Consider the following 26,959-nt stretch of genomic DNA (forward strand, 5'->3'; position numbering starts at 1 on the left):
CCCCGGATTACGGGTGGTTGACGCCGCTGTCGGCGTGATGGCCGACACATCGCCTGATGGCGGATTGGGTGCATGCCCAGCCCCTGCTTGTCATGATACTTCCGGACTAAGTGACGCATAAGACCAGCAGGCGACTCCTGCGGAATGTCCGCTTCCGCCCGCCTTCACCCCTGCCCCGCACGGGCGTTGATGAGTCCGTGGCAACAATTCGAATTAGCTGCGAACGCGTTGTGTGGAGATGGAAACGATGCGGTCGAATTCCCTGTGCGGGTGGCCTGTCGAATTGCCGTACGACTTCCCGTGTCGGCTCCTGCGCACAGGCGTCACGCGCCGGTGAGGGCGACACGGGCGCAGTCGATGCGTCACCGGCCGCATAGGCAGGCCACGTTGGTGGCACGATGGTCCTGGCGGGGTGCGCGGGGTCGCGTCCCCGGGCCGGGAGAGCGGACCGACCGAGGGTGTGATCAGTTGTGGCCATTTCACTGTCTGTGGTGCTGCTGTTGGCGATCATCCTTGTGGTGTTGCTGAGAGGGGGATCCATCAAGGCAGGGCCGGCGATCGTCGCGGTCCTCTTCGGCTTCTTCCTCGCCTCGACCGGCATGGCCGACGACATCCAGCGGTTCCTCAACTCGATAGCGCAGACCATCAACTCCATCAGCTTCTGACCGGGCGGGAGGCCCCCTCCGAGCCCCGTGCTGCGGGCCCGGCGCAGGGGCGGTTACGCTCGCCCCGACCACAGGACGGTGCGTGACGGGGGGAACGTACGGGGATGGCGCTGCGCGATTCTGACCCGGCGGAGGTGGGCGGCTACCGCATCGAGGACCGTCTCGGATCCGGCGGTATGGGAGTGGTCTACCTGGCCCGCTCCGCCTCCGGCCGACGCCTGGCGATCAAGGTCGTGCACAGTCAGTACGCCGACGACGACGAGTTCCGCACCCGTTTCCGCCGTGAAGTGGCCGCCGCCCGCCGGGTCAGCGGCGCCTTCACGGCCCCCGTCGTCGACGCGGACGCCGACGCCACGCATCCCTGGATGGCCACGCTCTACATACCGGGCGCGGACCTCGGCTCCCATGTCCGCGAGCACGGCCCGCTCCCACTGCCCCGCCTGCGCGATCTCGCCGCCGGCCTCGCCGAGGCGCTGCGCGACATCCACCGCGCCGGAGTCGTCCACCGTGACCTGAAGCCGGCCAACGTGATGCTCGCCGAGGACGGCCCCCGCGTCATCGACTTCGGCATCTCCCGCGCCGTCGAGTTCGCCCCCTCCGACGTCCTCACCCAGACCGGCCGCGTCATGGGCACCCCGCCCTTCATGTCCCCGGAACAGTTCGCCGCCCCCCAGGACGTCGGACCGGCCGCCGACATGTTCTCCCTCGGCTCGGTCCTCACCTACGCCGCCACCTGCCGCGGCCCCTTCGACAGCCCCAGCCCGTACGAGACGGCCCTGCGCGTCGTCGAGGGCGACCCGGACCTCACCGGCGTCCCCGGCGAACTGCTCCCCTTCATCCGCCTCTGCCTGGAAAAGCACCAGAAGTCCCGCCCCGCCGCGGACGAACTGTTCACCCTGCTCCGTGCAGGCGGCACCTCCGGCACCGGCACACCACGCCTGGTACGCCCGTGGCCGGGCGCACGGCCGACCGAACCGGCCGGCAGGGTATGGCCCGACGCGGCCCGCACGCAGCGGGGCGAGACGTTCCACTCCTTGCCGGAGGAGGCGGACGGCGGGGCGGACGCCGAACGGCCCGACGCGCCGCGCCCCCGACTCGACGAGACCCTGACGGAACAGCCCCAGCCGTCACGCGACCCGGCCGGAGCTCCAGGACCCGAGGCCGGCCGCACCCGCAGCCGCCGGCACGGGCTGCTGCTGGTCTCGGCCGCCGTGACCGTCGCCCTCGCCGCCATCGTCACCACGACCGTCACCCTGATCCAGGACAACGACCGTCCACCTCCCTCCACCACCACCAGAGCCGCCGATCTTCCCGAGGGATGGAAGCCGTGGGTCGCCAGGGCGAAGGCCCCGGCGGAGGGCGAAGGCGGCCGGAGCGGGGTCGACACGTCCTTCAAGGGCTGCTCCGTCGTCGACGCCTCCCTCGTGTGCGCCGGATCCGACCTCATGGCGACCCGCTTCGCTCTCGCCGACGGCCGCAACACCTGGAGCCGGCCCGTCGACACCACGCCCGGCGGCGTCTTCGGCGACGAGGGCGCAATCATCGGCACCGGCAAGGGGCGCGTCTACGCCTACGGGGCCGAAGACGCGGAAGGCACGAGCGGCGTGGGATCCAGCTACACGGTCCACGCCCTGACCGCCGACACCGGCAAGGAGCTGTGGCGGACCCCGACCGGCAGCGGCGAGATGGCGCGAGTCCCCGACGGGCCCCGCGGCGGTGCCACGGCCGTGTCCCAGGGTGTCGTCACCTTCCACGGATCGCAGGGCGACGAGTACGCCCTGCTCGACGCGGAGACCGGCAAGGTCCGCTGGCGGCAGCCGGAGCCGGGCGCCTGGGGCGACTGCTCGCTGGACTCGGCGGCCGACCGTGCCTACCTGATCTGCACGACCGAGGCGGACGACGAGAAGCGCGCCAGGACCACCGTCTCCCAGATCGACCCGGCCACCGGGACTTTGCGCTGGACCGTGAAGGCCGAGGGCGCCTTGGAGATGCTGGGTCCTCAGGAGGGACATCTGGTGTTCGTGGACGGCACGTCCACCGCCCACGGCCTCACCCTGATCGACGTCTCCTCGCGCGAGCTCACCGTGCGACGGCTGGCGAAGCCCCGGCCCGAGGCGTCGAGGGCCTATCTGGTCCGAGGCACCGTCTACTTCACGCGGGGCAGCGGCGGCGTCCGCGCCGTTGCGCCGCTCACCGGACGCACACGGTGGGAATCCAACTCGACCCTGGAGCGGCAGGGGCCGCCGACCGCCTCCGCCACCCACGTCTACTTCGCTTCGCCCAGCGGCCGCCTCGCCGCCCTGAACGCGCGCAGCGGCAAGGTGGAGGCCACCCGGCTCGGCCGCGACGACGGCGGCCGGGTCGACAGCCTGCTCGTCACCTCCGGCGCGCCGCTGTCTCTCGTCGGCGACGCCCTGTACGTCCCGTACGGCGTCCGTTCCGTCTACAGCGTCGACGTCCGGGACCTCTGACCCCACGGCCGTCCGGCGGCGGTACACGGCAGTCCGGCCCGTGTCGCCGGCCGATGGCCGGGCGACGAGGCGACGATCGGTGCGATGAGGCGGAAGCGCTCACCGCGCAGTCCACCCCACCCGATCGGGGGCGAGCCCGGCACGACACGCCGGACTGGACGCAGCCCCGGAACCACTCAGGGCCAGGCGGAGGAATGATCCTCCGCCTGGCCCTGAGCCGTATGGAGCGGGCGACGGGAATCGAACCCGCGTAGCTAGTTTGGAAGACTAGGGCTCTACCATTGAGCTACGCCCGCACAGCACGCGCCGCGGGTCGGGTGACCGCGGCACTGAAGGCATCGTAGCGGGTCGGCCCCCTCCGTCGCACACCGCATTCCCGTCCCAGACGGCGCGGCGCACACCCTGTGGAAATGCGGCGGCCACGCCGCCTCGCGGCATGTACCCTACGTCTCGCACCAGACGGGGTGTGGCGCAGCTTGGTAGCGCGTCCGCTTTGGGAGCGGAAGGCCGTGGGTTCAAATCCCGCCACCCCGACCAGCCACCCGATCACTCGCGTGATCGCCCATCCGATCGCTTGCGTGATCGCCTTTTGGGCGGTGTAGTCGCTGCCGTTACTATGCAAGCTGCACGCCCGTGTGTCTCATCGTCTGAAGTCCTCCGGGCGGCGAAATCCGCCGGGCCGTTCTGGCCCCGGCAGAAACCAAGAAGTCAGCCACAAGGAGACCGAACCGTGAAGAGCGCCGTGGAGACCCTGAACCCGACTCGGGTTCGGCTCACTGTCGAGGTGCCCTTCGAGGAGCTCAAGGACAGCCTCGACGCGGCGTACAAGAAGATCAACCAGCAGGTCACGGTGAAGGGCTTCCGCAAGGGCAAGGTCCCGGCCCGGGTCATCGACCAGCGGTTCGGCCGCGGTGCGGTTCTGGAGGAGGCGGTCAACGACGCGCTTCCGAAGTTCTACACCGACGCGGTCAACGAGGCCGAGCTCAGCGTGCTGGGCCAGCCCGAGGTCGACATCACGGAGCTGAAGGACGGCGAGACGCTGAACTTCACCGCCGAGGTCGACATCCGCCCGACCATCGAGATCCCGGACTTCTCCGGCATCGAGGTCGAGGTCGACGCGGTCGAGGTCACCGACGAGGACGTCGACAAGGCTGTCGAGGAGCTGCGCGAGCGCTTCGCCTCCACCGCCCCGGTCGAGCGTGCCGCCGAAGACGGCGACGTCGTGACGATCGACCTGCGCGCCAAGGTCGACGGCGAGGTCCTCGAGGACGGAGTCGCGGACGGTGTCTCCTACACCATCGGCTCCGGCGAGCTGCTGGACGGCATCGACGACGCCGTGAAGGGCCTGGAGGCCGGTGGCGAGACCACCTTCACCTCCGAGCTCAAGGGCGGTTCCGCCGCCGGCAAGGAGGCCGAGGTCACCGTCAAGGTCACCCAGGTCGCCAAGCGTGAACTGCCCGAGCTGGACGACGAGTTCGCGCAGCTCGCCTCCGAGTTCGACACCATCGAGGAGCTGCGCGCGGACAGCCGCAAGCGCCTCGAGAACATGAAGCAGTACGACCAGGCCACGCAGGCCCAGGAGCGCGTCCTGGAGAAGCTGCTCGAGCTGGTCGAGGTCCCGGTCCCCGAGAAGCTGCTCGAGGACGAGATCAACACCCGCAAGCACAACCTCGAGCACCACCAGCTCGGCCAGATGGGCCTCGACCTCGCGAAGTACCTGGAGATCCAGGGCAAGAGCGAGGAGGAGTTCGACGCCGAGACCAAGGAAGCCGCGGTCAAGGGCATCAAGACCCAGTTCGTGCTGGACGAGCTCGTCAAGCAGGAGAAGCTGAACGTCAACCAGGAGGAGCTCACCGAGCACCTCATGCGGCGTGCGGCCTCCTCCGGCATGTCCCCCGACCAGTTCGCCCAGGCGGTCGTCGAGGGCGGCCAGGTTCCGCTCCTGGTCGGCGAGGTCGCCCGCGGCAAGGCCCTGGCCGTCGTGGTCGAGAAGGCCACGGTCAAGGACACCAACGGCGAGATCATCGACCTCGACGACGAGGAAGAGGAGACCACCGAGGCCTCCGCCGAGGAGACCCCGGCCGAGGACGCCCCGGCCGAGGAGAAGACCGAGGGCTGAGCCCCCGGCACCGGTTGAATCGCAAGGAGGGCCCGGGGTGCGAACCCCGGGCCCTCCTTGCGTGCACCCGCACCGCTGCCCCCCAGTCGCTACGCCCCCGGCGAACACTCCCATCTCCGGGATTCCCCGAAGGGACCCGCGCGTTAGGGTCCATGAATACGAGGGCAGTGGAGTCCCCGAACGGCTCCTAGCCCCTAGGGAAACGTGAGACGGCCCGGCGCCGTCGTAAGACGAGCAGGTGGATACGTGACGAATCTGATGCCCTCAGCCGCCGGCGAGCCTTCCATCGGTGGTGGCCTCGGTGACCAGGTCTACAACCGGCTGCTCAACGAGCGGATCATCTTCCTCGGCCAGCCGGTCGACGACGACATCGCGAACAAGATCACCGCGCAGCTGCTGCTCCTTGCCGCCGACCCGGACAAGGACATCTACCTGTACATCAACAGCCCCGGCGGTTCCATCACGGCCGGCATGGCGATCTACGACACCATGCAGTTCATCAAGAACGACGTGGTGACCATCGCCATGGGCCTCGCGGCCTCGATGGGCCAGTTCCTGCTCAGCGCCGGCACCCCCGGCAAGCGCTTCGCGCTGCCGAACGCCGAGATTCTGATCCACCAGCCCTCCGCCGGCCTCGCCGGCTCGGCCTCGGACATCAAGATCCACGCCGAGCGGCTGCTGCACACCAAGAAGCGCATGGCCGAGCTGACCTCGCAGCACACCGGCCAGTCGGTCGAGCAGATCACCCGCGACTCGGACCGCGACCGCTGGTTCGACGCCTTCGAGGCCAAGGAGTACGGCCTCATCGACGACGTCATCCCCACGGCCGCCGGCATGCCGGGCGGCGGCGGCACCGGGGCCTGAGCGGTCCCCACGGGGCCTGTGGCGCCCCGTGAGGCCCACGGAGCCCTCCCGGGCCCCAGCGACCCCAGACAGCCCCAGCCGACCGCCTCAGCCCCTATCAGGAGACACCGTGAACCAGTTCCCCGGCAGTGGGATCTACGACCGTCAGCACGCCGTGCAGGACATGAGCGCCTCGCAGGGCCGCTACACCGGCCCGCAGGCCGAGTCCCGCTACGTCATCCCGCGCTTCGTCGAGCGCACCTCCCAGGGCATCCGCGAGTACGACCCGTACGCGAAGCTCTTCGAGGAGCGCGTGATCTTCCTCGGCGTCCAGATCGACGACGCCTCCGCCAACGACGTCATGGCGCAGCTGCTGTGCCTGGAGTCGATGGACCCCGACCGTGACATCTCGGTCTACATCAACAGCCCCGGCGGCTCCTTCACGGCGCTCACCGCGATCTACGACACGATGCAGTACGTGAAGCCGGACATCCAGACGGTCTGCATGGGCCAGGCGGCCTCCGCCGCCGCGATCCTGCTGGCCGCCGGTACGCCGGGCAAGCGCATGGCCCTGCCCAACGCGCGGGTGCTGATCCACCAGCCGTACAGCGAGACCGGCCGCGGTCAGGTCTCCGACCTGGAGATCGCCGCGAACGAGATCCTGCGGATGCGCTCGCAGCTGGAGGACATGCTGGCCAAGCACTCCACCACGCCGGTCGAGAAGATCCGCGAGGACATCGAGCGCGACAAGATCCTCACGGCCGAGGACGCGCTGAGCTACGGCCTGATCGACCAGATCATCACCACCCGGAAGATGGACAACTCGAGCCTGCGTTGAGGCGAGAGGCTGTAACGTCTGCCGCCCCTTGGCACGGTTTGGCTCGGTTCACGTCAAAGCGAACCGCGCCAAGGGGGGCCCGGACGGGGGGCCCGGCAAGGTACCGTCGGACATAAGGCAGCACCAGGAGTCCGCTGGACGTCGCGTCCAGGAGTCTCCCAGGCGAAGGGGAAGCACACCGTGGCACGCATCGGTGACGGCGGCGATCTGCTCAAGTGCTCGTTCTGCGGCAAGAGCCAGAAGCAGGTCAAGAAGCTCATCGCAGGGCCCGGTGTGTACATCTGCGACGAGTGCATCGACCTCTGCAACGAGATCATCGAGGAAGAACTCGCCGAGACCAGCGAGGTCCGCTGGGAGGAACTGCCGAAGCCGCGCGAGATCTACGAGTTCCTCGAGGGCTACGTGGTCGGCCAGGAGGCCGCCAAGAAGGCCCTCTCCGTAGCGGTGTACAACCACTACAAGCGAGTCCAGGCCGGCGAGAACGGCGGGGCGAACGGCCGTGACGACGCCATCGAGTTGGCGAAGTCGAACATCCTGCTCCTGGGCCCCACGGGCTCCGGCAAGACCCTCCTCGCGCAGACCCTCGCGCGCATGCTGAACGTCCCCTTCGCGATCGCCGACGCCACGGCCCTCACGGAGGCCGGTTACGTCGGCGAGGACGTCGAGAACATCCTGCTCAAGCTGATCCAGGCGGCCGACTACGACGTCAAGAAGGCCGAGACCGGGATCATCTACATCGACGAGATCGACAAGGTCGCGAGGAAGAGCGAGAACCCCTCGATCACGCGCGACGTGTCGGGCGAGGGCGTCCAGCAGGCCCTGCTGAAGATCCTGGAGGGCACCACCGCCTCGGTCCCGCCGCAGGGCGGCCGTAAGCACCCCCACCAGGAGTTCATCCAGATCGACACGACGAACGTGCTGTTCATCGTGGGCGGTGCCTTCGCCGGACTGGAGAAGATCATCGAGTCCCGGGCCGGCGCCAAGGGCATCGGCTTCGGCGCGCAGATCCGCTCCAAGCGCGAGATGGAGTCCAAGGACCAGTTCCAGGAGGTCATGCCGGAGGACCTGGTCAAGTTCGGCATGATCCCCGAGTTCATCGGCCGCCTGCCGGTCATCACCTCGGTCCACAACCTCGACCGCGAGGCCCTGCTCCAGATCCTCGTCGAGCCGCGAAACGCGCTCGTCAAGCAGTACCAGCGCCTCTTCGAACTCGACGGCGTGGAGCTGGACTTCGAGCGTGAGGCTCTGGAGGCCATCGCGGACCAGGCGATCCTCCGCCAGACCGGCGCGCGCGGCCTGCGCGCGATCATGGAGGAAGTCCTCCAGGGCGTGATGTACGAGGTCCCGTCCCGCAAGGACGTGGCCCGGGTCGTCATCACGGCGGACGTCGTCCAGTCGAACGTCAACCCGACCCTGATCCCGCGGGACGCGCGGGGGCGGGGGCCGGGGGAGCAGAAGACGGCCTAGTCACCCACAGCACGCGAAGGCGCCCGGCACTGCTGCCGGGCGCCTTTGTCGTGGCCGTCGTCAGGCCGCGACGCGGATTTCCTTGCGGACCTTGGTGGTGAGGTCGATTGCCACGTCCTTGGTGACGCCCTGCGCCACCTCGCCCGGCGACACGATGGCGATGGTGCTGTAGTCAGCCCACGCGCAGAACCAGTTGGTCTTCTCCTTCTTGGACAACCGGTCCTGGCCCTTGATCGACTGGCACTTCATGACTGCGCCGTCGAGGTCGGCCGCCTCAGGCTCGCCCACCAGTTCGGGCTTGCCCGACCCGGTGGCGGACTCCTTCTGCGCCGACTTCTCGAAATTGGCGAAGAACAAGTCCAGCGTCGCCTCCGGGTCGGAGATCTCACCGTAGGCGCCGGCCAGCGAAAGCGTCTTGGCCGCCGCCATCTTCGCCGCAGACGCCGGGTCGTTTGGGTCGTAGTCGCTCAGGTCCGCCGTGGTGTAGAGCCCTGCGGCGGACTTGGCGTTCTTGACGCCGCTCTTCTCCAGCTCCGCCGTCAGGTCGTTGCCGGCGGTCGTTCCGTCCTTCGTGGTGCGCTTGTACTCGCTGAGCACGGTCGCCGGCGTCGTCAGCTTGTGCGGCCCGTCGTCCTCCAGGGCACCCGCGCCGCCACCCCCGCCGATCACGAAGTACGCGCCCACACCGATCGCCGCCACGACCGCCACCGCACCGATGACGAGGCCGGTCTTCTTCTTGCCGCCGCCCGCAGCCGGGGGCTGGGGGACGCCGTACGGCGCCTGGCCGTAGGGCGGCTGAGGCTGGCCGTACGAGGGCTGCTGGCCATACGGGGCCTGCTGGGGCGGGACGCCCTGCGGGGGCTGCTGCGGGTAGCCGTAGCCGGGCTGGGGCGGAGGGGCCTGCTGGGGGTAGCCGTAGCCGGGCTGGGGCGCCTGCGGCGGCTGGCTGTACGGACCGGGCTGCTGGGGCTGCCCGCCGTACGGGCCCGGCTGGTTGTAGCTCATGTTCTGGGTTCCCCTCCAGATGCTGATGTGTTCCGGACATCCTGGCGCAGACCCGCCGTGTGCATGGCATCGGGGCACCCGCCGTTACAAAGGAAACGCGTTTCGGGACGGGCCGGTGACACCTCTAAACTGACCCCCGTGACCGAGAACGCTCAGCAGCAGCCACCAGCGCCCAGCACCGACCTGCCGACCCAGTACGCGCCGGCCGACGTAGAGGGGCCGCTGTACGAGCGCTGGGTGGAGCGGGGTTACTTCGAGGCGGACGAGAAGAGCGAGAAGCCGCCGTACACCATCGTCATCCCGCCGCCGAACGTCACGGGCTCGCTCCACCTGGGGCACGCCTTCGAGCACACGCTCATCGACGCCCTGACCCGCCGCAAGCGCATGCAGGGATACGAGACGCTGTGGCAGCCCGGCATGGACCACGCCGGCATCGCCACGCAGAACGTCGTCGAGCGGGAGCTCGCCAAGGAGGGCAAGTCCCGCCACGACCTGGGCCGTGAGGCGTTCGTCGAGCGCGTCTGGCAGTGGAAGGGCGAGTCCGGCGGGCAGATCAGCGGGCAGATGCGGCGGTTGGGTGACGGCGTCGCCTGGTCGCGTGAGCGCTTCACGATGGACGAGGGCCTGTCCCAGGCCGTCCAGACCATCTTCAAGCGCCTCTACGACGACGAGCTGATCTACCGCGCCGAGCGCATCATCAACTGGTGCCCCCGCTGTCTGACGGCCATCTCGGACATCGAGGTCGAGTACCAGGACGACGACGGTGAGCTCGTCTCCATGAAGTACGGCGACGGGGACGACACCATCGTCGTCGCCACCACCCGCGCCGAGACGATGCTCGGTGACACGGCCGTCGCCGTCCACCCCGAGGACGAGCGCTACAAGCACCTCGTCGGCACGCTGGTCAAGCTGCCGCTGACCGACCGCTCCATCCCGGTCGTCGCCGACGAGCACGTCGACCCCGAGTTCGGCACCGGTGCCGTCAAGGTGACCCCGGCGCACGACCCGAACGACTTCGAGATCGGCCAGCGCCACGGCCTCCCGGCCCTGACGATCATGGACGAGCACGCGGTCATCACCGCCCACGGCCCCTTCCAGGGCCTGGACCGGCTGGAGGCCCGCTCGGCGATCGTCGCCGCGCTGCGGGCCGAGGGCCGGATCGTCGCCGAGAAGCGCCCGTACGTCCACTCCGTCGGCCACTGCTCGCGGTGCAAGACGACGATCGAGCCGCGCCTGTCCATGCAGTGGTGGGTCAAGGTCGGCCCGCTGGCCAAGGCAGCCGGTGACGCAGTCCGCGAGGGCAAGGTCAAGATCCATCCGCAGGAGATGGAGAAGCGCTACTTCGACTGGGTCGACAACCTCCACGACTGGTGCATCTCGCGGCAGTTGTGGTGGGGCCACCGCATCCCGGTCTGGTACGGCCCGAACGGCGAGGTCGTCTGCGTGGGCCCGGACGAGGAGCCGCCGAGCGGCGAGGGCTGGCGTCAGGACACCGATGTCCTCGACACCTGGTTCTCCTCCGGCCTGTGGCCGTTCTCCACACTCGGCTGGCCCGAACAGACCGAGTCGCTCGCGAAGTTCTACCCGAACTCGGTCCTGGTCACCGGTTACGACATCCTCTTCTTCTGGGTCGCCCGGATGATGATGTTCGGCCTGTACGCGATGGACGGCACCCCGCCGTTCCACACCATCGCCCTGCACGGCATGGTCCGCGACCAGTTCGGCAAGAAGATGTCGAAGTCCTTCGGCAACGCGGTCAACCCGCTGGACTGGATGGACAAGTACGGCTCGGACGCGCTCAGGTTCACGCTGGCCCGTGGCGCGAACCCGGGTGTCGACGTCCCGATCGGCGAGGACTGGGTCCAGGGCTCCCGCAACTTCGCCAACAAGATCTGGAACGCGACGCGCTTCGCGCTGATGAACGGCGCGACGGTGGACGGGCCGTTGCCGGACGCCTCGAAGTTGTCGTCGACCGACCGCTGGATCCTGTCCCGGCTCAACTCGGTCGTCGCCGAGGTCGACGCGTTCTACGAGGACTACCAGTTCGCCAAGCTCTCCGACGCCCTGTTCCACTTCGCGTGGGACGAGGTCTTCGACTGGTACGTCGAGCTGTCCAAGACGACGTTCCAGGCGGGCGGCGAGGCGGCCGAGGTCTCCAAGCGGGTCCTCGGCGAGGTCCTCGACGTCACGCTGAAGCTGCTGCACCCGGTGGTCCCGTTCGTCACCGAGACCCTGTGGACGACGCTGACCGGCGGCGAGTCGGTCGTCATCGCCGAGTGGCCGAAGGACAGTGGCTTCCGGGACGCCGACGCCGAGCGCGAGATCGAGAGCCTGCAGTCGGTCATCACCGAGGTCCGCCGCTTCCGCGCCGACCAGGGCCTCCAGCCCGGCCAGCGGGTCCCGGCCCGGCTGAACCTCGACGGCACGCGGTTCGCGCCTCACGAGGCGGCCATCCGCCAGCTGCTCCGTCTCCAGCCGGAGGGCGAGACCTTCACGGCCACGGCGACCCTCCCGGTCGCCGGCGCCGAGGTCGCCCTCGACCTCTCCGGCACGATCGACGTGGCGGCGGAGCGCAAGCGCCTGGCCAAGGACCTCGCCGCGGCGGAGAAGGAGAAGGCACAGGCGCACGCCAAGCTCGGCAACGAGGCGTTCCTGGCGAAGGCCCCCGACCACGTCGTGGACAAGATCCGCACCCGCCTCACCAAGGCGGAGGAGGACATCGCGCGCATCCAGGCACAGCTGGAGAGGCTGCCGCAGGCGTAACGGGTTCGTACGGTCGTGAAGGCTCCGGTGCTGGTCAGCGCCGGGGCCTTCACACAGTTCAGGGGCGCGGGGACCCGCGCGGGCGGCCCCACGGACCCGCGGTCGCCCGCGGGCGCGAGCCACCGCAAGCAATGTCGGTCGGTCTCCGTAGACTGGGCCCCGTGAGCGAGCTCCCTCCAGACCACAACGCCGACGACCAGCCCGACCCCCTCACCGCCTTCGACGAGATCATCGCGGAGGAGACCGACCGCGACCCCGACCTCGCGGTCATCGAGGCCGGCAGCCGAACCCTGCGCACCCAGGGTGGCCCGCCCGACGCCGACATCCCCGCGCGCCCCGCCGACCCCGAGGTCGACAAGGCTCTGCGTGAGGTGGAGACCGAGCTCGCCACCCGCTGGGGCGAGACCAAGCTGGAGCCCTCCGTCAGCCGTATCGCCGCGCTGATGGACGTGCTGGGGGAGCCGCAGCGGTCCTACCCGTCGATCCACATCACGGGCACGAACGGCAAGACCTCCACGGCCCGCATGATCGAAGCCCTGCTCGGCGCCTTCGAGCTGCGCACCGGTCGCTACACCTCACCGCACGTGCAGTCGATCACCGAGCGCATCAGCCTCGACGGGGCCCCCATCGCGCCCGAGCGGTTCATCGAGACGTACCAGGACATCAAGCCGTACGTGGAGATGGTCGACGCCGCGCAGGAGTACCGGCTGTCGTTCTTCGAGGTGCTCACCGGCATGGCGTACGCGGCGTTCGCCGACGCCCCCGTGGACGTCGGCGTCGTCGAGGTCGGCATGGGCGGCTCCTGGGACGCCACCAACGTGATCGACGGGGATGTCGCCGTCGTCACGCCCATAGACCTCGACCACACCGACCGGCTCGGCTCCACGCACGCCGAGATCGCCACGGAGAAGGCCGGCATCATCAAGCAGGGCGCGACGGTCATCATGGCGCAGCAGCCGGTCGACGCCGCCCAGGTGCTGCTGAAGAAGGCCGTCGAGGTGGACGCGACCGTGGCCCGGGAGGGGCTGGAGTTCGGCGTCGTGGAGCGGCAGGTGGCCGTCGGCGGGCAGCTGGTGACGCTGCGCGGGCTCGGCGGCGAGTACCCCGAGGTGTATCTGCCGCTGCACGGCGCGCACCAGGCGCACAACGCGGCCGTCGCGCTCGCCGCCGTCGAGGCGTTCTTCGGTGTCGGCGCGCAGCGGGCGGACGCGCTGGACCTGGACACGGTCCGCAAGGCCTTCGCCGCTGTCGCCTCGCCGGGCCGGCTGGAGGTCGTGCGCCGGTCGCCGACGGTCGTGCTGGACGCCGCCCACAACCCGGCCGGTGCCCGGGCCGCGGCCGAGGCGATCGGGGAGGCCTTCCAGTTCAGCCGCCTCGTCGGCGTGGTCGGCGCGAGCGGCGACAAGAACGTCCGGGGGCTGCTGGAGGCCTTCGAGCCGGTGTTCGCCGAGGTCGTCATCACGCAGAACTCCAGCCACCGTGCGATGGACGCCGACGAGCTCGCCGGTATCGCCGTGGAGGTGTTCGGCGAGGAGCGCGTCCAGGTCGAGCCGCGGCTGCCCGACGCGCTGGAGGCCGCGATCACCCTGGCCGAGGAGGAGGGCGAGTTCGCGGGCGGCGGTGTGCTCGTCACCGGTTCCGTCATCACCGTCGGCGAGGCCCGACTGCTCCTGGGGAGAGGCTGAGTCCCGTGCGCACGCTGTGTTCTTCGACCCTGATCGGCGAGTTCTTCGTCATCGGGTTCGCCGGTCTGGTCGCCATGAAGGACCCCGACCTGTCCATGACGACCGTGTGGACGGTCAGCGGCATCGCGATGTTCCTGTGCCTGGTGCTGTGCGGGCTGGTGACGCGCCCGGGCGGGGTCGTCCTCGGCTGGGCGCTGCAGATCGCGCTCATCGCGTCCGGGTTCATCGTGCCGACCATGTACTTCCTGGGCGCGATCTTCGCGGCGCTGTGGTGGGCGTCCGTGCACTACGGGCGGAAGGTGGACGAGGCGAAGGCCAGATTCGCGGCGCAGGCGAGCTCCTCCACACCTGACGCTGCGTAACGGGCGCCCCGACACGCCGGGTAATCTCGTCCCACCGCAAGACCTTCATCCATAAGGAGCCCGTCGTGAGCCAGCGCACCCTCGTCCTCCTCAAGCCCGACGCCGTCCGTCGAGGCCTGACAGGCGAGATCATCAGCCGCATCGAGCGCAAGGCGGGCTGGCGGATCACCGCGCTGGAGCTGCGCACCCTGGACCAGGACACGCTGGAGCAGCACTACGGCGAGCACAAGGGCAAGCCCTTCTACGAGCCGTTGGTGGACTTCATGGCCTCCGGCCCGGTCGTGGCGCTGATCGTCGAGGGTGAGCGGGTCATCGAGGGGGTCCGCCAGCTGGCCGGCCCGACCGACCCGATCGCCGCGGCGCCCGGCTCCATCCGCGGTGACTACGGTGTGATCGTCCGGGAGAACCTGATCCACGCCTCCGACTCCGAGGAGTCCGCCGAGCGCGAGGTGAAGATTTTCTTCCCCGGCCGGGCGTAGTTCCGCACCTCACCAGCACATGGGTCAGGTCCGGGGGCGAAGGCCCCCGGACCATGCGGCACATGCGTGGCGATCGAGGGAACGATGGGCCCCGAACGCCCGTCTCCAGAAGCGAATGCGGTCGGCATCTGCTGACAATGGCGGAGACCCTCCCGCAGTGTTCGCGAAGGCGCGTCTACGATGGAAGCCTTCACGTCACAGCACCCACCTTTGCCTACCTGAAAAGCCCTCAAAAGCTAGTGGGAAGGCCAGACGAATCCTGATGGGGAACTCAATGTCGTTCATCGGCCGTGACATGGCTGTCGACCTCGGGACCGCCAACACGCTGGTGTACGTCAGGGGTCGCGGGATCGTACTCAACGAGCCGTCCGTCGTCGCGATCAACACCAACACCGGTGGCATCCTCGCGGTCGGTGCCGAAGCGAAGAAGATGATCGGGCGCACGCCCGGCAACATCGTTGCCGTTCGTCCGCTGAAGGACGGCGTGATCGCCGACTTCGAGATCACCGAGCGGATGCTCCGCTACTTCATTCTGAAGATCCACAAGCGGCGGTATCTGGCTCGTCCGCGGGTCGTCGTCTGTGTGCCCTCGGGCATCACGGGCGTCGAGCGCCGCGCCGTCATCGAGGCGTCGTCCCAGGCCGGCGCCCGCCAGGTGCACATCATCGAGGAGCCCATGGCCGCGGCCATCGGCTCCGGCCTGCCGGTCCACGAGGCCACGGGCAACATGGTGGTCGACATCGGCGGCGGCACCACGGAGGTCGCGGTCATCTCCCTCGGCGGCATCGTCACCGCCCAGTCCATCCGTGTCGCGGGCGACGAACTGGACAACGCGATCATCCAGCACATCAAGAAGGAGTACTCCCTCCTGCTGGGTGAGCGCACGGCCGAGCAGATCAAGATCACGATCGGTTCGGCGTACGACCTCGACACCGACGAGCACACCGAAATCCGCGGGCGAGACCTGGTGTCCGGGCTGCCGAAGACCGTCGTCGTCTCCGCGGCCGAAGTCCGCAAGGCGATCGAGGAGCCGGTCAACGCGATCGTCGACGCCGTCAAGACGACCCTCGACAAGTGTCCGCCGGAGCTGTCCGGCGACATCATGGACCGAGGAATCGTTCTGACCGGCGGCGGAGCGCTGCTGCGGGGCCTCGACGAGCGGCTGCGCCGGGAGACCGGCATGCCCATCCACATCGCCGAGGACCCGCTGGACAGCGTGGCGCTCGGATCCGGAAAGTGCGTCGAGGAGTTCGAGGCGCTCCAGCAGGTGCTGGACGCCCAGCCGCGCAGATGACATGACTCTTCGTTTCCGCCGTACGGGACGATCTCCTCTCGTACGGCGGATCGTTGATACAGCTGCATAAGCTCCCACAAAGCAGCCCCTCGGGTTTCCCTGGGGCTTCCCGAATTCCTATGAGGAAGGGCACGGCCGCCGCACGTGAGGGACACACGAGAGAGCCGGCTGCTCCTGGTGCTGCTGATCGCCGTCGCGTTCGCGTTGATCACGGTGGACATCCGCGGTGGGGAGGACTCACCCGTCGACGGTGCCCGGCAGGGCGCGGCGACGGTCTTCGGCCCGATCGAGAACGGCGTCTCGGCCGCGGTCGACCCGATCGGCAACGCGGTCTCCGCCATCCGCGACTCCGGTGAACGGCACGACCGGCTCGCCGCGCTGGAACAGGAGAACGCGGCCCTGAAGGCGCGTCTCGGCAGCGACGACCGCAGCCGCAGCCGCCTCAAGCAGCTCGACAAGATGCTGAAGATCGCCGGCCAGGGCCAGTACGGCATCAAGGGCGCCGAGGTCATCGCCATCGGAGCCGCGCAGGGCTTCTCCTGGACCATCACCATCGACGTCGGCGCCAGGGACGGCATCAAGCGCGACATGACCGTCCTGAACGCCGAGGGACTCGTCGGCCGGGTCACCACCGTCGGCCCCGACACGGCCACGGTCCTGCTGGCCAGCGACCCCGACTTCACGGTCGGCACCCGCATGGAGTCCGGAGACGAGCTCGGCTTCGCCTCCGGGCAGGGGGACCGCCCGCTGCGCGTCGAACTCCTCAACGGCAAGGCCGAGGTGAAGAAGGGCGACCGCCTGGTCACCTTCGGCTCGCAGTCCGACCGGCCGTTCGTGCCCGGCGTGCCCGTCGGCGTGGTCTCCCGCGTCGACCCCTCCGGCGGCGACCTGACCCGCACGCTCTACGTCACGCCGTACGTCGGTTTCACCAAGCTCGACATCGTCGGTGTCGTCGTCGAGGCTCCGAAGAAGGACCCGCGTGACACGGTCCTCCCGCCCAAGCCCAAGCCGACCCCCCGGCCGACGGTGACGGTGACCGTGACGCCGTCGCCCGGGGCGCCCGTGGACGGCCAGAACCAGCAAGAGCAGTAGGAGCTGTCACCCCATGCGCGTCAACCGGATCCTGCTCTCCTCCGCCCTGGTCGTCGTCGCCCTGGTGATCCAGGTGAGCGTTCTCGCCCGCCTCCACCTGCCCGGCGCCGTGCCCGACCTGCTGCTGCTCACCGTGCTCGGCCTCGCGCTGGTGTACGGGCATGTGGGTGGCGCCCTGATCGGCTTCGGGGCGGGTCTGCTCGCCGACCTGGCCCCGCCCGCCGACCACGCCGCCGGACGCTACGCCCTCGTGCTGTGCGTCATCGGCTACCTCGCGGGCCTCGTGAAGCCCGAGACGGGTCAGCTGAAGTCCGCGACCGGCCCCATGGTCGTGGTGGTCGCCGCCGCGGTCGGCTCCACGCTGCTGTACGCCGGGGTCGGCGCCCTGGTCGGTGACACCGCCGCCCGCCACGTGGGCCTCGGCAGTCTGCTGTTCACGGCCGCCCTGTACGACCTGCTGCTCGCCCCGTTCGTCGTGCCGGGGATCATGGCCCTGGCCCGGCGCGCGGAGAACGATCCGCTCGCCGAGACCGGCTCCGCCGCCAAGACCACGAATATCTCCTCCGGCTGGCTCGCCGGCGGCACCGGACTGAAGATCGGCAGCCAGCGCAACGGGCTGCGTGTGAGGGCGGCCCGGGCGCGGATGGCGCGCGCGGGGCGCATCAAGGGGGTCAAGCGGCTGTGACCGCAGGGAAGTTCACCCGAACGGATCGCTCCCGTAGGAACGCCGGCGCGTGGGCCCGTCGTTCCTCACTCGTATCCGCACATCCGTGCCCCGACGCACCGTCGCATCCGCACACCCGTACGCGCACCGAGAGGGGGAGGCAGCCGCAGTGACCAACATTCCCGAGACCGGCCGGAATTCACGGGTCCAGATCCGGCTCGTCGTCATCCAGGTCCTCGTCCTCTCCCTCCTGCTCACCCTCGGCGGCCGCCTGTGGTACCTCCAGATCCGTGAGGGCGCGGCCTACGCCAAGGAGGCCTCGGGCAATCACGTCCAGCAGGTCGTCCAGCCGGCCGTCCGCGGCTCGATCCTGGACGCCCGGGGCGTGGCCCTGGCGGACAACGAGACGCGGCTGGTGGTCTCCGCATCCCGCACCGACCTGCTGAAGATGAAGGACGACGGCGAGGAAGTCCTCACCAAGCTCGCCAAGGTCCTGGGCATGACGCCCAAGGAGGTCCAGGAGAAGGTCCGGCTGTGCGACGCCGAGACGCCGCAGCCCTGTTGGAACGGCTCGCCGTACCAGCCCATCCCCATCACCGACGAGGCCACCGCCAAGCAGGCCCTGCAGATCCGCGAGCGCGCCGAGGACTTCCCCGGCATCACCGCCGAGCCGCAGGCCGTGCGCCGCTACCCGAGCCCGGGCAAGGCCAACACCGCCCAGGTCCTCGGCTACCTCTCGCCGGTCACCGACGAGGAGATCAAGAAGGCGCAGAACACCAACTCGCCGTATCTGCGCTCCGACCAGGTCGGCCGCTCCGGCCTGGAGCGCCAGTACGACAAGGCGCTGCGCGGCAAGGCAGGCGTCACCCGCTACGAGGTCGACAACCTCGGCCGGGTCATCGGCCAGGCCGAGGCCGACCCGGCCCACCCCGGCGACAACCTCGTCACCAGCATCGACTCCCGGGTCCAGCGGATCGCCGAGTACCAGCTGAACGAGGCCATGAAGGAAGCCCGCAAGCAGCACGACCGCAACACCGGCACGAACTACAAGGCGGACTCCGGAGCCGTCGTCGTCATGGAGGCCAAGACGGGCCGCGTCGTCGCCATGGCGTCCAACCCGACGTACGACCCGAACGCCTGGGTGGGCGGCATCTCCGCCAAGGACTACGCACGCCTCACCGGCAAGAGCTCCAACTACCCGCTGCTCAACCGCGCCATCCAGGGCCAGTCGGCGCCCGGCTCGATCTTCAAGGTCATCCCGACGGCCGCCGCGGTCAACGCGGGCTACTCCTTCAACGGCCCCTACGAGTGCTCCAGCTCGTACTCGATCGGCGGCCAGGTCTTCAAGAACTTCGAGTCCAAGGGATACGGCCCGATCAGCCTCGGCCGCGCCCTGGAGGTCTCCTGCGACACGGTCTTCTACCGGCTCTCCCACGAGGAGTGGAAGCGCGACGGCGGCACCAAGCCGAAGAAGAACGCCAACGACTGGTTCTACAAGACCGCCCACCAGTTCGGCCTCGGCAAGGAGACCGGCATCGACCTGCCCAACGAGGTCACCGGCCGCGTCCCCGACCGCCAGTGGAAGCTGGACTACTGGAAAGCCAACAAGGACGCCTGGTGCCGCACCGGCAAGCGCGACGGCAGCTACGCCGAGAAGATCGCCTACGAAAACTGCCTCGAAGGCAACCGCATGCGCGCCGGTGACTCCGTCAACTACTCCATCGGCCAGGGCGACACCCTCGTCACGCCCATCCAGATGGCCACCATCTACTCGGCCATCTCCAACGGCGGCACCCTCTACAACCCCTCCGTCGGCAAGGCCGTCCTCAGCGCCGACGGCAAGACCGTCACGCCGATCAAGCCCGAGGCACACGGCAAGCTCCCGATGAGCCAGAAGACACGCAACGAGATAAGCGATGCCCTCGCGGGAGTCGCCACCCGCGGTACGGCCGCCTGGAGGTTCGGCGGCTGGCCGCAGGACAAGATCCCGATGCACGCCAAGACGGGTACGGCGGAGGTCTACGGCAAGCAGACGACCTCCTGGTTCGCCACGTACACCAAGGACTACTCGATCGTCATGACGATCTCCCAGGGTGGTACGGGTTCCGGCGCCTCGGGCCCCGCCGTCCGCAACATCTACAACGCGCTGTACGGCGTCTCCGAGGACGGCGCCATCGACCCCAAGAAGGCACTGCTGCCGACCCCGCAGAAGGCCCTGCCGAAGGTCAAGACGGACGGCACCATCGCCTCCCCGAAGATCTCCAAGGACCCGGCCAAGGACCAGCAGGCGAAGAAGAAGGACCCCAACGCCCCGGCCGACCCGCTCCAGCCGGCGACAGCGGCCCCGCCGACGCCGGAGAACCGTGACACCCGAAGGCGGCGGCGCCGCCGGGGAAGCCGGAGGTGGCCGGCATGACCGGCGGTGTGAACAGCTTCCAGGTCTCCGGCTACGGGCCCGAGCGGACCGGCTGGACGCGACTGCTGGCCCGTGACTCGGTGACGCGGCGGCTCGACTGGCCGATCCTGCTGTCGGCGACGGCCCTGTCGCTGCTCGGCACGCTCCTCGTCTACTCGGCGACCCGCAACCGCACGGAGCTCAACCAGGGCGACCCGTACTACTTCCTCGTCCGGCACCTGCTGAACACCGGCATCGGCCTCGCCCTGATGGCCGCCACGATCTGGCTCGGCCATCGCGGCCTGCGCACCGCCGTGCCGGTCCTGTACGGCTTCTCGGTGCTGCTGATCCTGCTGGTGCTGACCCCCCTCGGCTCCACGATCAACGGCGCCCATTCCTGGATCCAGCTGCCCGGCGGCTTCTCGCTCCAGCCCTCGGAGTTCGTGAAGGTCACGATCATCCTCGGCATGGCCATGCTGCTGGCGGCCCGGGTCGACGCGGGCGACAAGCAGTACCCCGACCACCGCACGGTCGTACAGGCGCTGGGGCTGGCCGCCGTACCGATGCTGATCGTGATGCTCATGCCCGACCTCGGGTCGGTCATGGTGATGGTCATCATCGTGCTCGGCGTGCTGCTGGCCTCCGGGGCGTCCAACCGCTGGGTGTTCGGCCTGCTCGGCGCGGGCACGCTCGGCGCGGTCACCGTCTGGCAGCTCGGCGTGCTCGACGACTACCAGATCGCCCGCTTCGCCGCCTTCGCCAACCCCGAGCTCGACCCGGCCGGCGTCGGCTACAACACCAACCAGGCCCGTATCGCCATCGGATCGGGCGGCCTGACCGGCTCCGGCCTCTTCCACGGCTCTCAGACCACCGGCCAGTTCGTACCGGAGCAGCAGACGGACTTCGTCTTCACCGTTGCGGGCGAGGAGCTCGGCTTCCTCGGCGGCGGCCTGATCATCGTGCTCCTCGGCATCGTCCTGTGGCGGGCCTGCCGCATCGCCCGCGAGACCACCGACCTGTACGGCACGATCGTGGCCGCGGGCATCGTCGCCTGGTTCGCCTTCCAGACGTTCGAGAACATCGGCATGACACTCGGCATCATGCCGGTCACCGGCCTGCCGCTGCCGTTCGTGTCCTACGGCGGATCGTCGATGTTCGCCGTGTGGATAGCGGTGGGGTTGTTGCAGTCGATCCGGGTGCAACGGCCGATGTCGGCATGACACCGCGCGGGGTGGCCCTCTGCCGCCCCGCGCCCCGGCCGACTAGATTCGAATCATGGCGGACAGCAAGCGCGAGATCGAGCGGAAGTACGAGTCGGCCGACAGCGGGCCACCCGACCTGACCGGAGCCGCCGGGGTCGCGGCCGTCGTCGACAAGGGTGTGTCCCACCTCGACGCCACCTACTACGACACCCTGGACGAACGCCTCGCCGCGTCGTCCGTCACCCTGCGCCGCCGCACGGGCGGATCCGACGCGGGCTGGCACCTCAAGTTCCCGGTGGCGCCCGACGTCCGCGACGAGATCCACGCCCCCCTCTCCGACACCCTCCCCGACGAACTCACCTCGCTGGTCCGCTCCCGTGTCCGCGGCAGCGAGCTGCTCCCGGTGGTCCGGCTGCGCTCCGACCGCGACGTTCGCCATCTGCTCGACGCCGACGGCCGGCTCCTCGCCGAGATGAGCGTGGACACCGTGCACGCCGAGCGGCTCACCGGCCGCGGCGGCGAAGCACGGTGGACCGAGATCGAGGTGGAGCTCGCCGACGGAACGGATCCGGCCCTCCTCGACAAGCTCGAGAAGCGGCTGCGCAAGGCGGGCGTACGGCCCTCCGCGTCGTCGTCGAAGCTGGCCCGCGCCCTCGAGGAGACGGCAGCGGTCGAGCAGCGCGCGTCCGCCCCCGGGAAACCGGTGACCGCCGGAGACCATGTGCTCGCCTACGTGCGCATCCAGCGCGACGCGATCGTCGAGCTCGACCCCGCCGTCCGCCGGGACATCGAGGACTCGGTGCACGGCATGCGCGTGGCCACCCGCCGGCTGCGCAGCACCTTCAAGTCGTTCGGCGAGGTCCTCGACCGGGCCGTCACGGACCCCGTCGCCGACGAGCTGAAGTGGCTCGCCGGCGAGCTGGGCCTGGAGCGCGACAGCGAGGTGCTCACCGAGCGGCTGACGGCGGCCGTCGACGAAGTGCCCGCCGACCTGATCCGAGGCCCGGTCGCCGAGCGCCTGCGCTCCTGGTCCAGCGCGGAGCACAAAGGGGCCCGCGGCCGCCTCCTCGGTGTCCTCGACTCCCGCCGCTACCTCGCCCTGCTGGACACCCTGGACGCGCTGATCGCCGACCCACCGCTGTTGAAGGCGGCCGGCAAGGAACCCCGCAAGCCGATCGCCAAGGCCGTGCGGAAGGACTTCCGCAAGGTGTCCCGGCTGATCGAGCAGGCCACGGACCTGGAAGCCGGCACCGACCGGGACGTCGCGCTGCACGAGGCCCGCAAGAAGGCCAAGCGCACCCGCTACGCCGCGGAGGCGGCCGAACCCGCCCTCGGCAAGCCGGCCACGACCATGGTCAAGTCCATGAAGTCGCTGCAGAACCTGCTCGGCGAACACCAGGACAGCGTGATGGCCCGCCGGACCCTGCGCGAACTGTCGGCGGTCGCCCACGCCGCGGGGGAGAGCGCCTTCACCTACGGCCTGCTCCATGAACGCGAGGAGCAGCGGGCGGCACGCGCGGAGGCCGACCTGCCCGGGTTCTGGGACGGGATCAAGGACGGTGCGGCGGACCTCTGACCTCCGGGCGTACGGAGGCTCCCCGCGATCGCGTTAGTCTGGATGGTCACCCCTGTCAGTTCAGTCCTCCAGCTCACGAAGGTGCGCGACATGCCTGCCGAAGTCGCTGCGTCGGTTTTCCCGCAGCTCGAAGCTCTGCTCCCGCATGTGCAGAAGCCGATCCAGTACGTCGGCGGAGAGCTCAACTCCACGGTCAAGGACTGGGACTCCTGCGACGTCCGCTGGGCGCTCATGTACCCCGACGCCTACGAGGTCGGTCTGCCCAACCAGGGCGTCATGATCCTCTACGAGGTACTCAACGAGCAGCAGGGCGTCCTCGCCGAGCGCACGTACAGCGTGTGGCCCGACCTCGAGGAGCTCATGCGGGAGCACCGCGTCCCGCAGTTCACGGTGGACAGCCACCGGCCCGTGAAGGCCTTCGACGTGTTCGGCCTGTCCTTCTCCACGGAGCTGGGCTACACGAACATGCTGGCCGCCCTCGACCTGGCCGGCATCCCCCTGGAGGCCAAGGACCGCGGCCTGGACGACCCGATCGTCCTGGCCGGCGGCCACGCCGCGTTCAACCCCGAGCCGATCGCCGACTTCATCGACTGCGCCGTGATCGGTGACGGTGAGCAGGCGGTCCTGGAGATCACGGCGATCGTCCGCGCCTGGAAGGCCGAGGGCCGCCCCGGAGGCCGCGAGGAGCTGCTGTTCCGCCTGGCGAAGACGGGCGGGGTGTACGTCCCGGGCTTCTACGACGTCGAGTACCTGCCCGACGGCCGTATCGCCCGTGTCGTGCCCAAGCGCAGCGGCGTGCCGTGGCGGGTCTCCAAGCACACCGTGATGGACCTCGACGAGTGGCCGTACCCCAAGCAGCCCCTCGTTCCGCTGGCCGAGACGGTCCACGAGCGCATGTCGGTGGAGATCTTCCGCGGCTGCACCCGTGGCTGCCGTTTCTGCCAGGCCGGCATGATCACGCGCCCGGTGCGCGAGCGCTCCATCACCGGCATCGGCGACATGGTCGAGCAGGGCCTGAAGGCCACGGGCTTCGAGGAGGTGGGCCTGCTGTCCCTCTCCTCGGCCGACCACACGGAGATCGGAGACATCGCCAAGGGCCTCGCCGACCGCTACGAGGACGACAAGATCGGCCTCTCGCTGCCCTCCACCCGCGTGGACGCCTTCAACATCGACCTGGCGAACGAGCTGACCAGGAACGGCCGGCGCTCGGGCCTCACCTTCGCCCCCGAGGGCGGCTCGGAACGCATCCGCAAGGTCATCAACAAGATGGTCTCGGAAGAGGACCTGATCCGCACGGTCTCCACCGCGTACGGCAACGGCTGGCGCCAGGTGAAGCTGTACTTCATGTGCGGTCTGCCGACGGAGACCGACGACGACGTCCTCCAGATCGCCGACATGGCGACCCGGGTGATCGCCAAGGGCCGTGAGGTCTCCCGCTCGAACGACATCCGCTGCACGGTCTCGATCGGCGGCTTCGTCCCCAAGCCCCACACCCCCTTCCAGTGGGCCCCGCAGCTCTCCGCGGAGGAGACGGACGCCCGTCTGCAGAAGCTGCGGGACAAGATCCGCGGCGACAAGAAGTACGGCCGCTCCATCGGCTTCCGCTACCACGACGGCAAGCCGGGCATCGTCGAGGGCCTCCTCTCCCGCGGCGACCGTCGCATCGGTGCGGTCATCCGCGCGGTGTACGACGACGGCGGCCGCTTCGACGGCTGGCGCGAGCACTTCTCGTACGACCGCTGGATGGCCTGCGCCGACAAGGCCCTCGCGCCGTTCGGTGTCGACGTCGACTGGTACACCACCCGCGAGCGCACCTACGAGGAGGTCCTCCCCTGGGACCACCTCGACTCCGGCCTGGACAAGGACTGGCTCTGGGAGGACTGGCAGGACGCCCTCGACGAGACCGAGGTCGACGACTGCCGCTGGACGCCGTGCTTCGACTGCGGGGTGTGCCCGCAGATGGACACACAGATCCAGATCGGCCCGACGGGCAGGAAGCTTCTGCCTCTGACGGTGAAGAACGCGGCCCCGGCGCCGAGCGGTCACCAGCATTGAGGTGAGTGACGCACTCGTTCCGGAAGGGGGTGTCGCGGGCAGTCGCAGCGGGCCGCGCTCGCGCACTGCTGCTCGGGCCCGCGCCCGCGCCGGAACAGCACGGCCCCTGCCGTCGTACCGGCGGCCTGGGATCTGACCGTGCCAGGGGTACTGGGGAGCCGCCGAACGCAAGTCACTCGTGCGAGTGAATGCATCGATCGCACGTGCCGATGTACCGCCTGGGTGTTTCATTCCTTCCCGCTCATCCGGCTCTTCCCCGGCACCGCTCGACTTCGCAGAGATGCCCGGGATGAGTGGGGCTCATTCGAATGACGGAGCAACGCAGGGCCCTGCGCTCCCCTCACGCCTCACACGCGGATGCCGTGGGAGGTGAGAGGCCCGTCTCGCGGGGGACCCGCTGAGCAGGTCGGGTTGGCGACGGTCCCCCGGGGGGCCGACTCGGCCAGGTTCCCCCGGTTCAGAACGTGTGCTGGGGGAGCCGTCGGATCATGGGATGCCCATGCCGGTGTCTCCGGGTTCGTCGTGCGGCAGGCGGATGCCGGCCGCGTCGCATCCGCCGCGCCTTTGCCTGGCCGTTGCGGTGTGGGTGCCCCGGCGCCGTCGCCCGGTCGGCCGTACAGCTTGCTTGTCCACCCGGAGGGTCACCTCTTGTGTCATCTATCGAATCTCGATAGATTCCCATCGTGACTCGATCGAAGGAGTGGTGATGGGGAAGCTGGCCGTGGCGGCGTTGCGTGGGGTGCTCGTGGTGCTGATCGCCGGGTCGTTGTTCGTGCAGGGGGTGATGGTGCCGCTGCTAGCCGTCGACATGAACGGGCTCAAGCCCGAGTACGCGTATCTGCGGACCCCGATCCGTCATCACGGTCCTCGGTGTCGTGACCGCCCAAGTCGTCGTGGTGTGCGTGTGGCGCCTGGTGACGATGGTGCGGCGAGGCACGGTGTTCTCCATCGCCGCCTTCCGCTACGTGCACATCGTGATCGGGGCGTTCGTGGCGGCCGCCCTGCTGATCTTCGCGCTCGCCGTCGTGCTCGCGCCGGGCGAGGCCGTCGCTCCCGGGGTGGTCCTGCTGCTGTGCGGGGTCGTCGTGGCCGTGCTGGGCGTCGCGCTCGTCGTGCTCGTGCTGCGGATGCTGCTCGCCCAGGCCGTCGCACGCGACATCGAGGCGGCCCGGATGCAGGCCGAGTTGGAAGAGGTCATCTGATGCCGATCGCCGTCGACATCGACGTGATGCTGGCCAAACGGAAGATGTCCGTGGGCGAGCTGGCGGAACGCGTCGGCATCACCCCCGCGAACCTGGCGGTCCTCAAGAACGGCCGCGCCAAGGCGGTCCGTTTCTCCACCCTCGCCGCGCTCTGCGAGGTGCTGGAGTGCCAGCCGGGAGATCTGCTGCGCTGGGAGACGGACGGGGCCGCGGACCCGACACTGTCCTGATGGAGAACATCGGCATCCGCCGGGGCCGGCCCGCCGAACTGGCCACCGTGGCCACCCTCCGGTGGGAGTGGCTCGTCGAGAACGGCTCGATGGACCTCGGCGAACGCGACGACTTCGCAGGGCACTTCGTCGCCTGGGCGGGGGAGAACGCCGGCTCGCACCGCTGCATGGTCCTGGTCCGGGACGAGCGGGTCATCGGCATGGCGTGGCGCGCGGTGGTGCAGCGGGTGCCCACGCCCCGGGCGCCGCGGCGGGCCTCCGGAGACCTCACGTGCGTGGACGTCGTACCCGAGGCTCGGACGGCGGGCTGGGCGGACGGCTCATCCGTGCCGTGCTGGACGAAGCCCGCGAGCTCGGGCTGGAGCGCGTGACCGTGCACTCCAGCCCGCGGGCTGTCCCGGCGTACGCCCGCAGCGGCTTCCAGGAGTCGCCGCGGCTGCTCCAGGCGCAGGTCAGCCGCGTGTGAACCGTATGGTCATGGGGCCGAGCCGAAGAACTGCGGCAGAGGGGACTGGGACCGTGCGGTGCTGCATCCGGACGAGGCGCTGAGGC

Annotated in this window: 21 protein-coding genes, 2 tRNA genes and 1 pseudogene; 22 read left to right on the forward strand and 2 right to left on the reverse strand. The window is 69.5% G+C overall.

What is annotated here, in order from left to right; genetic code table 11:
• Window positions 1–470 precede the first annotated feature (470 nt).
• Window positions 471–665 (forward strand): hypothetical protein, encoded by a 195-nt coding sequence (locus ACIQHQ_RS01970; RefSeq protein ID WP_086603929.1) that lies wholly within the window; start codon window positions 471–473, stop codon window positions 663–665.
• A 104-nt stretch (window positions 666–769) separates the two neighbouring features.
• A complete protein-coding gene (locus ACIQHQ_RS01975; protein WP_402609137.1) occupies window positions 770–3,136 on the forward strand; it encodes a PQQ-binding-like beta-propeller repeat protein in 2,367 nt (788 codons plus the stop codon).
• A 222-nt stretch (window positions 3,137–3,358) separates the two neighbouring features.
• On the opposite strand, the gene ACIQHQ_RS01980 is transcribed toward ACIQHQ_RS01975, so the two are convergent.
• Window positions 3,359–3,432: transfer RNA gene (locus ACIQHQ_RS01980), tRNA-Gly, on the reverse strand.
• 164 nt (window positions 3,433–3,596) lie between these two features.
• On the opposite strand from ACIQHQ_RS01980, the gene ACIQHQ_RS01985 reads away from it, so the two are divergent.
• The 5 genes from ACIQHQ_RS01985 (at window position 3,597) to clpX (ending at window position 8,403) form a co-directional block, all read left to right on the forward strand.
• Window positions 3,597–3,673, forward strand: a tRNA-Pro gene (locus ACIQHQ_RS01985).
• A gap of 193 nt (window positions 3,674–3,866) precedes the next feature.
• On the forward strand, window positions 3,867–5,255 hold the full coding sequence (tig, locus tag ACIQHQ_RS01990; protein WP_402609139.1) for a trigger factor: 1,389 nt from the start codon (window positions 3,867–3,869) through the stop codon (window positions 5,253–5,255).
• A 258-nt stretch (window positions 5,256–5,513) separates the two neighbouring features.
• A complete protein-coding gene (locus ACIQHQ_RS01995; RefSeq protein WP_030818448.1) occupies window positions 5,514–6,119 on the forward strand; it encodes an ATP-dependent Clp protease proteolytic subunit in 606 nt (201 codons plus the stop codon).
• Window positions 6,120–6,228: 109 nt separating this feature from the next.
• A complete protein-coding gene (locus ACIQHQ_RS02000) occupies window positions 6,229–6,936 on the forward strand; it encodes an ATP-dependent Clp protease proteolytic subunit (RefSeq protein ID WP_306925332.1) in 708 nt (235 codons plus the stop codon).
• A 180-nt stretch (window positions 6,937–7,116) separates the two neighbouring features.
• On the forward strand, window positions 7,117–8,403 hold the full coding sequence (clpX, locus tag ACIQHQ_RS02005) for an ATP-dependent Clp protease ATP-binding subunit ClpX (protein ID WP_010041898.1): 1,287 nt from the start codon (window positions 7,117–7,119) through the stop codon (window positions 8,401–8,403).
• 60 nt (window positions 8,404–8,463) lie between these two features.
• Here the strand turns inward: clpX and ACIQHQ_RS02010 are convergent, their stop codons facing one another.
• Entirely contained in the window at window positions 8,464–9,408 is a 945-nt protein-coding gene (locus tag ACIQHQ_RS02010) for a hypothetical protein (RefSeq protein ID WP_402609142.1), read from the reverse strand.
• 138 nt (window positions 9,409–9,546) lie between these two features.
• Here ACIQHQ_RS02010 and ACIQHQ_RS02015 point away from each other — a divergent pair, with 138 nt between their 5' ends.
• The 15 genes and pseudogenes from ACIQHQ_RS02015 (at window position 9,547) to ACIQHQ_RS02085 (ending at window position 26,873) form a co-directional block, all read left to right on the forward strand.
• On the forward strand, window positions 9,547–12,171 hold the full coding sequence (locus ACIQHQ_RS02015) for a valine--tRNA ligase (RefSeq protein WP_402609144.1): 2,625 nt from the start codon (window positions 9,547–9,549) through the stop codon (window positions 12,169–12,171).
• A 161-nt stretch (window positions 12,172–12,332) separates the two neighbouring features.
• Window positions 12,333–13,856, forward strand: coding sequence for a bifunctional folylpolyglutamate synthase/dihydrofolate synthase (locus tag ACIQHQ_RS02020; RefSeq protein WP_402609146.1), 1,524 nt, complete (start codon window positions 12,333–12,335; stop codon window positions 13,854–13,856).
• A 5-nt stretch (window positions 13,857–13,861) separates the two neighbouring features.
• Complete coding sequence (locus tag ACIQHQ_RS02025) at window positions 13,862–14,218, forward strand: DUF4233 domain-containing protein (protein WP_402609148.1); 357 nt, start codon at window positions 13,862–13,864, stop codon at window positions 14,216–14,218.
• 65 nt (window positions 14,219–14,283) lie between these two features.
• Window positions 14,284–14,697, forward strand: a complete 414-nt coding sequence (gene ndk, locus ACIQHQ_RS02030; protein WP_402609149.1) for a nucleoside-diphosphate kinase — start codon at window positions 14,284–14,286, stop codon at window positions 14,695–14,697.
• A gap of 274 nt (window positions 14,698–14,971) precedes the next feature.
• Window positions 14,972–15,991, forward strand: coding sequence for a rod shape-determining protein (locus tag ACIQHQ_RS02035; RefSeq protein ID WP_030569938.1), 1,020 nt, complete (start codon window positions 14,972–14,974; stop codon window positions 15,989–15,991).
• A 144-nt stretch (window positions 15,992–16,135) separates the two neighbouring features.
• Window positions 16,136–17,083: a rod shape-determining protein MreC gene (gene mreC / locus ACIQHQ_RS02040; RefSeq protein WP_402609151.1), complete on the forward strand. Its 948-nt coding sequence runs from the start codon at window positions 16,136–16,138 to the stop codon at window positions 17,081–17,083.
• A 13-nt stretch (window positions 17,084–17,096) separates the two neighbouring features.
• Window positions 17,097–17,768, forward strand: coding sequence for a rod shape-determining protein MreD (mreD, locus tag ACIQHQ_RS02045; protein WP_402609153.1), 672 nt, complete (start codon window positions 17,097–17,099; stop codon window positions 17,766–17,768).
• Window positions 17,769–17,916: 148 nt separating this feature from the next.
• A complete protein-coding gene (gene mrdA / locus ACIQHQ_RS02050; RefSeq protein WP_402609155.1) occupies window positions 17,917–20,163 on the forward strand; it encodes a penicillin-binding protein 2 in 2,247 nt (748 codons plus the stop codon).
• The gene (gene rodA, locus ACIQHQ_RS02055) at window positions 20,160–21,362 is read left to right on the forward strand and encodes a rod shape-determining protein RodA (protein WP_402609157.1); all 1,203 of its coding nucleotides are present in this window, start codon (window positions 20,160–20,162) and stop codon (window positions 21,360–21,362) included. The genes mrdA and rodA overlap by 4 nt, the downstream gene beginning before the upstream one ends.
• Before the next feature lie 55 nt (window positions 21,363–21,417).
• Window positions 21,418–22,920: a CHAD domain-containing protein gene (locus ACIQHQ_RS02060; RefSeq protein ID WP_402609159.1), complete on the forward strand. Its 1,503-nt coding sequence runs from the start codon at window positions 21,418–21,420 to the stop codon at window positions 22,918–22,920.
• A gap of 90 nt (window positions 22,921–23,010) precedes the next feature.
• Window positions 23,011–24,975 (forward strand): TIGR03960 family B12-binding radical SAM protein, encoded by a 1,965-nt coding sequence (locus tag ACIQHQ_RS02065; protein WP_402609161.1) that lies wholly within the window; start codon window positions 23,011–23,013, stop codon window positions 24,973–24,975.
• A 706-nt stretch (window positions 24,976–25,681) separates the two neighbouring features.
• Window positions 25,682–26,177: pseudogene (locus tag ACIQHQ_RS02070) on the forward strand (DUF2975 domain-containing protein).
• The gene (locus tag ACIQHQ_RS02075; protein WP_402609163.1) at window positions 26,177–26,407 is read left to right on the forward strand and encodes a helix-turn-helix domain-containing protein; all 231 of its coding nucleotides are present in this window, start codon (window positions 26,177–26,179) and stop codon (window positions 26,405–26,407) included. Before ACIQHQ_RS02070 ends, ACIQHQ_RS02075 begins: the two are co-directional and overlap by 1 nt.
• Window positions 26,407–26,778, forward strand: coding sequence for a hypothetical protein (locus tag ACIQHQ_RS02080; RefSeq protein ID WP_402609165.1), 372 nt, complete (start codon window positions 26,407–26,409; stop codon window positions 26,776–26,778). Before ACIQHQ_RS02075 ends, ACIQHQ_RS02080 begins: the two co-directional genes overlap by 1 nt.
• Window positions 26,739–26,873, forward strand: a complete 135-nt coding sequence (locus ACIQHQ_RS02085) for a GNAT family N-acetyltransferase (protein WP_402609167.1) — start codon at window positions 26,739–26,741, stop codon at window positions 26,871–26,873. The genes ACIQHQ_RS02080 and ACIQHQ_RS02085 overlap by 40 nt, the downstream gene beginning before the upstream one ends.
• Window positions 26,874–26,959: the final 86 nt, after the last annotated feature.

The sequence above is a fragment of the Streptomyces sp. NPDC092370 genome, assembly GCF_044755265.1.
GTDB lineage: Bacteria > Actinomycetota > Actinomycetes > Streptomycetales > Streptomycetaceae > Streptomyces.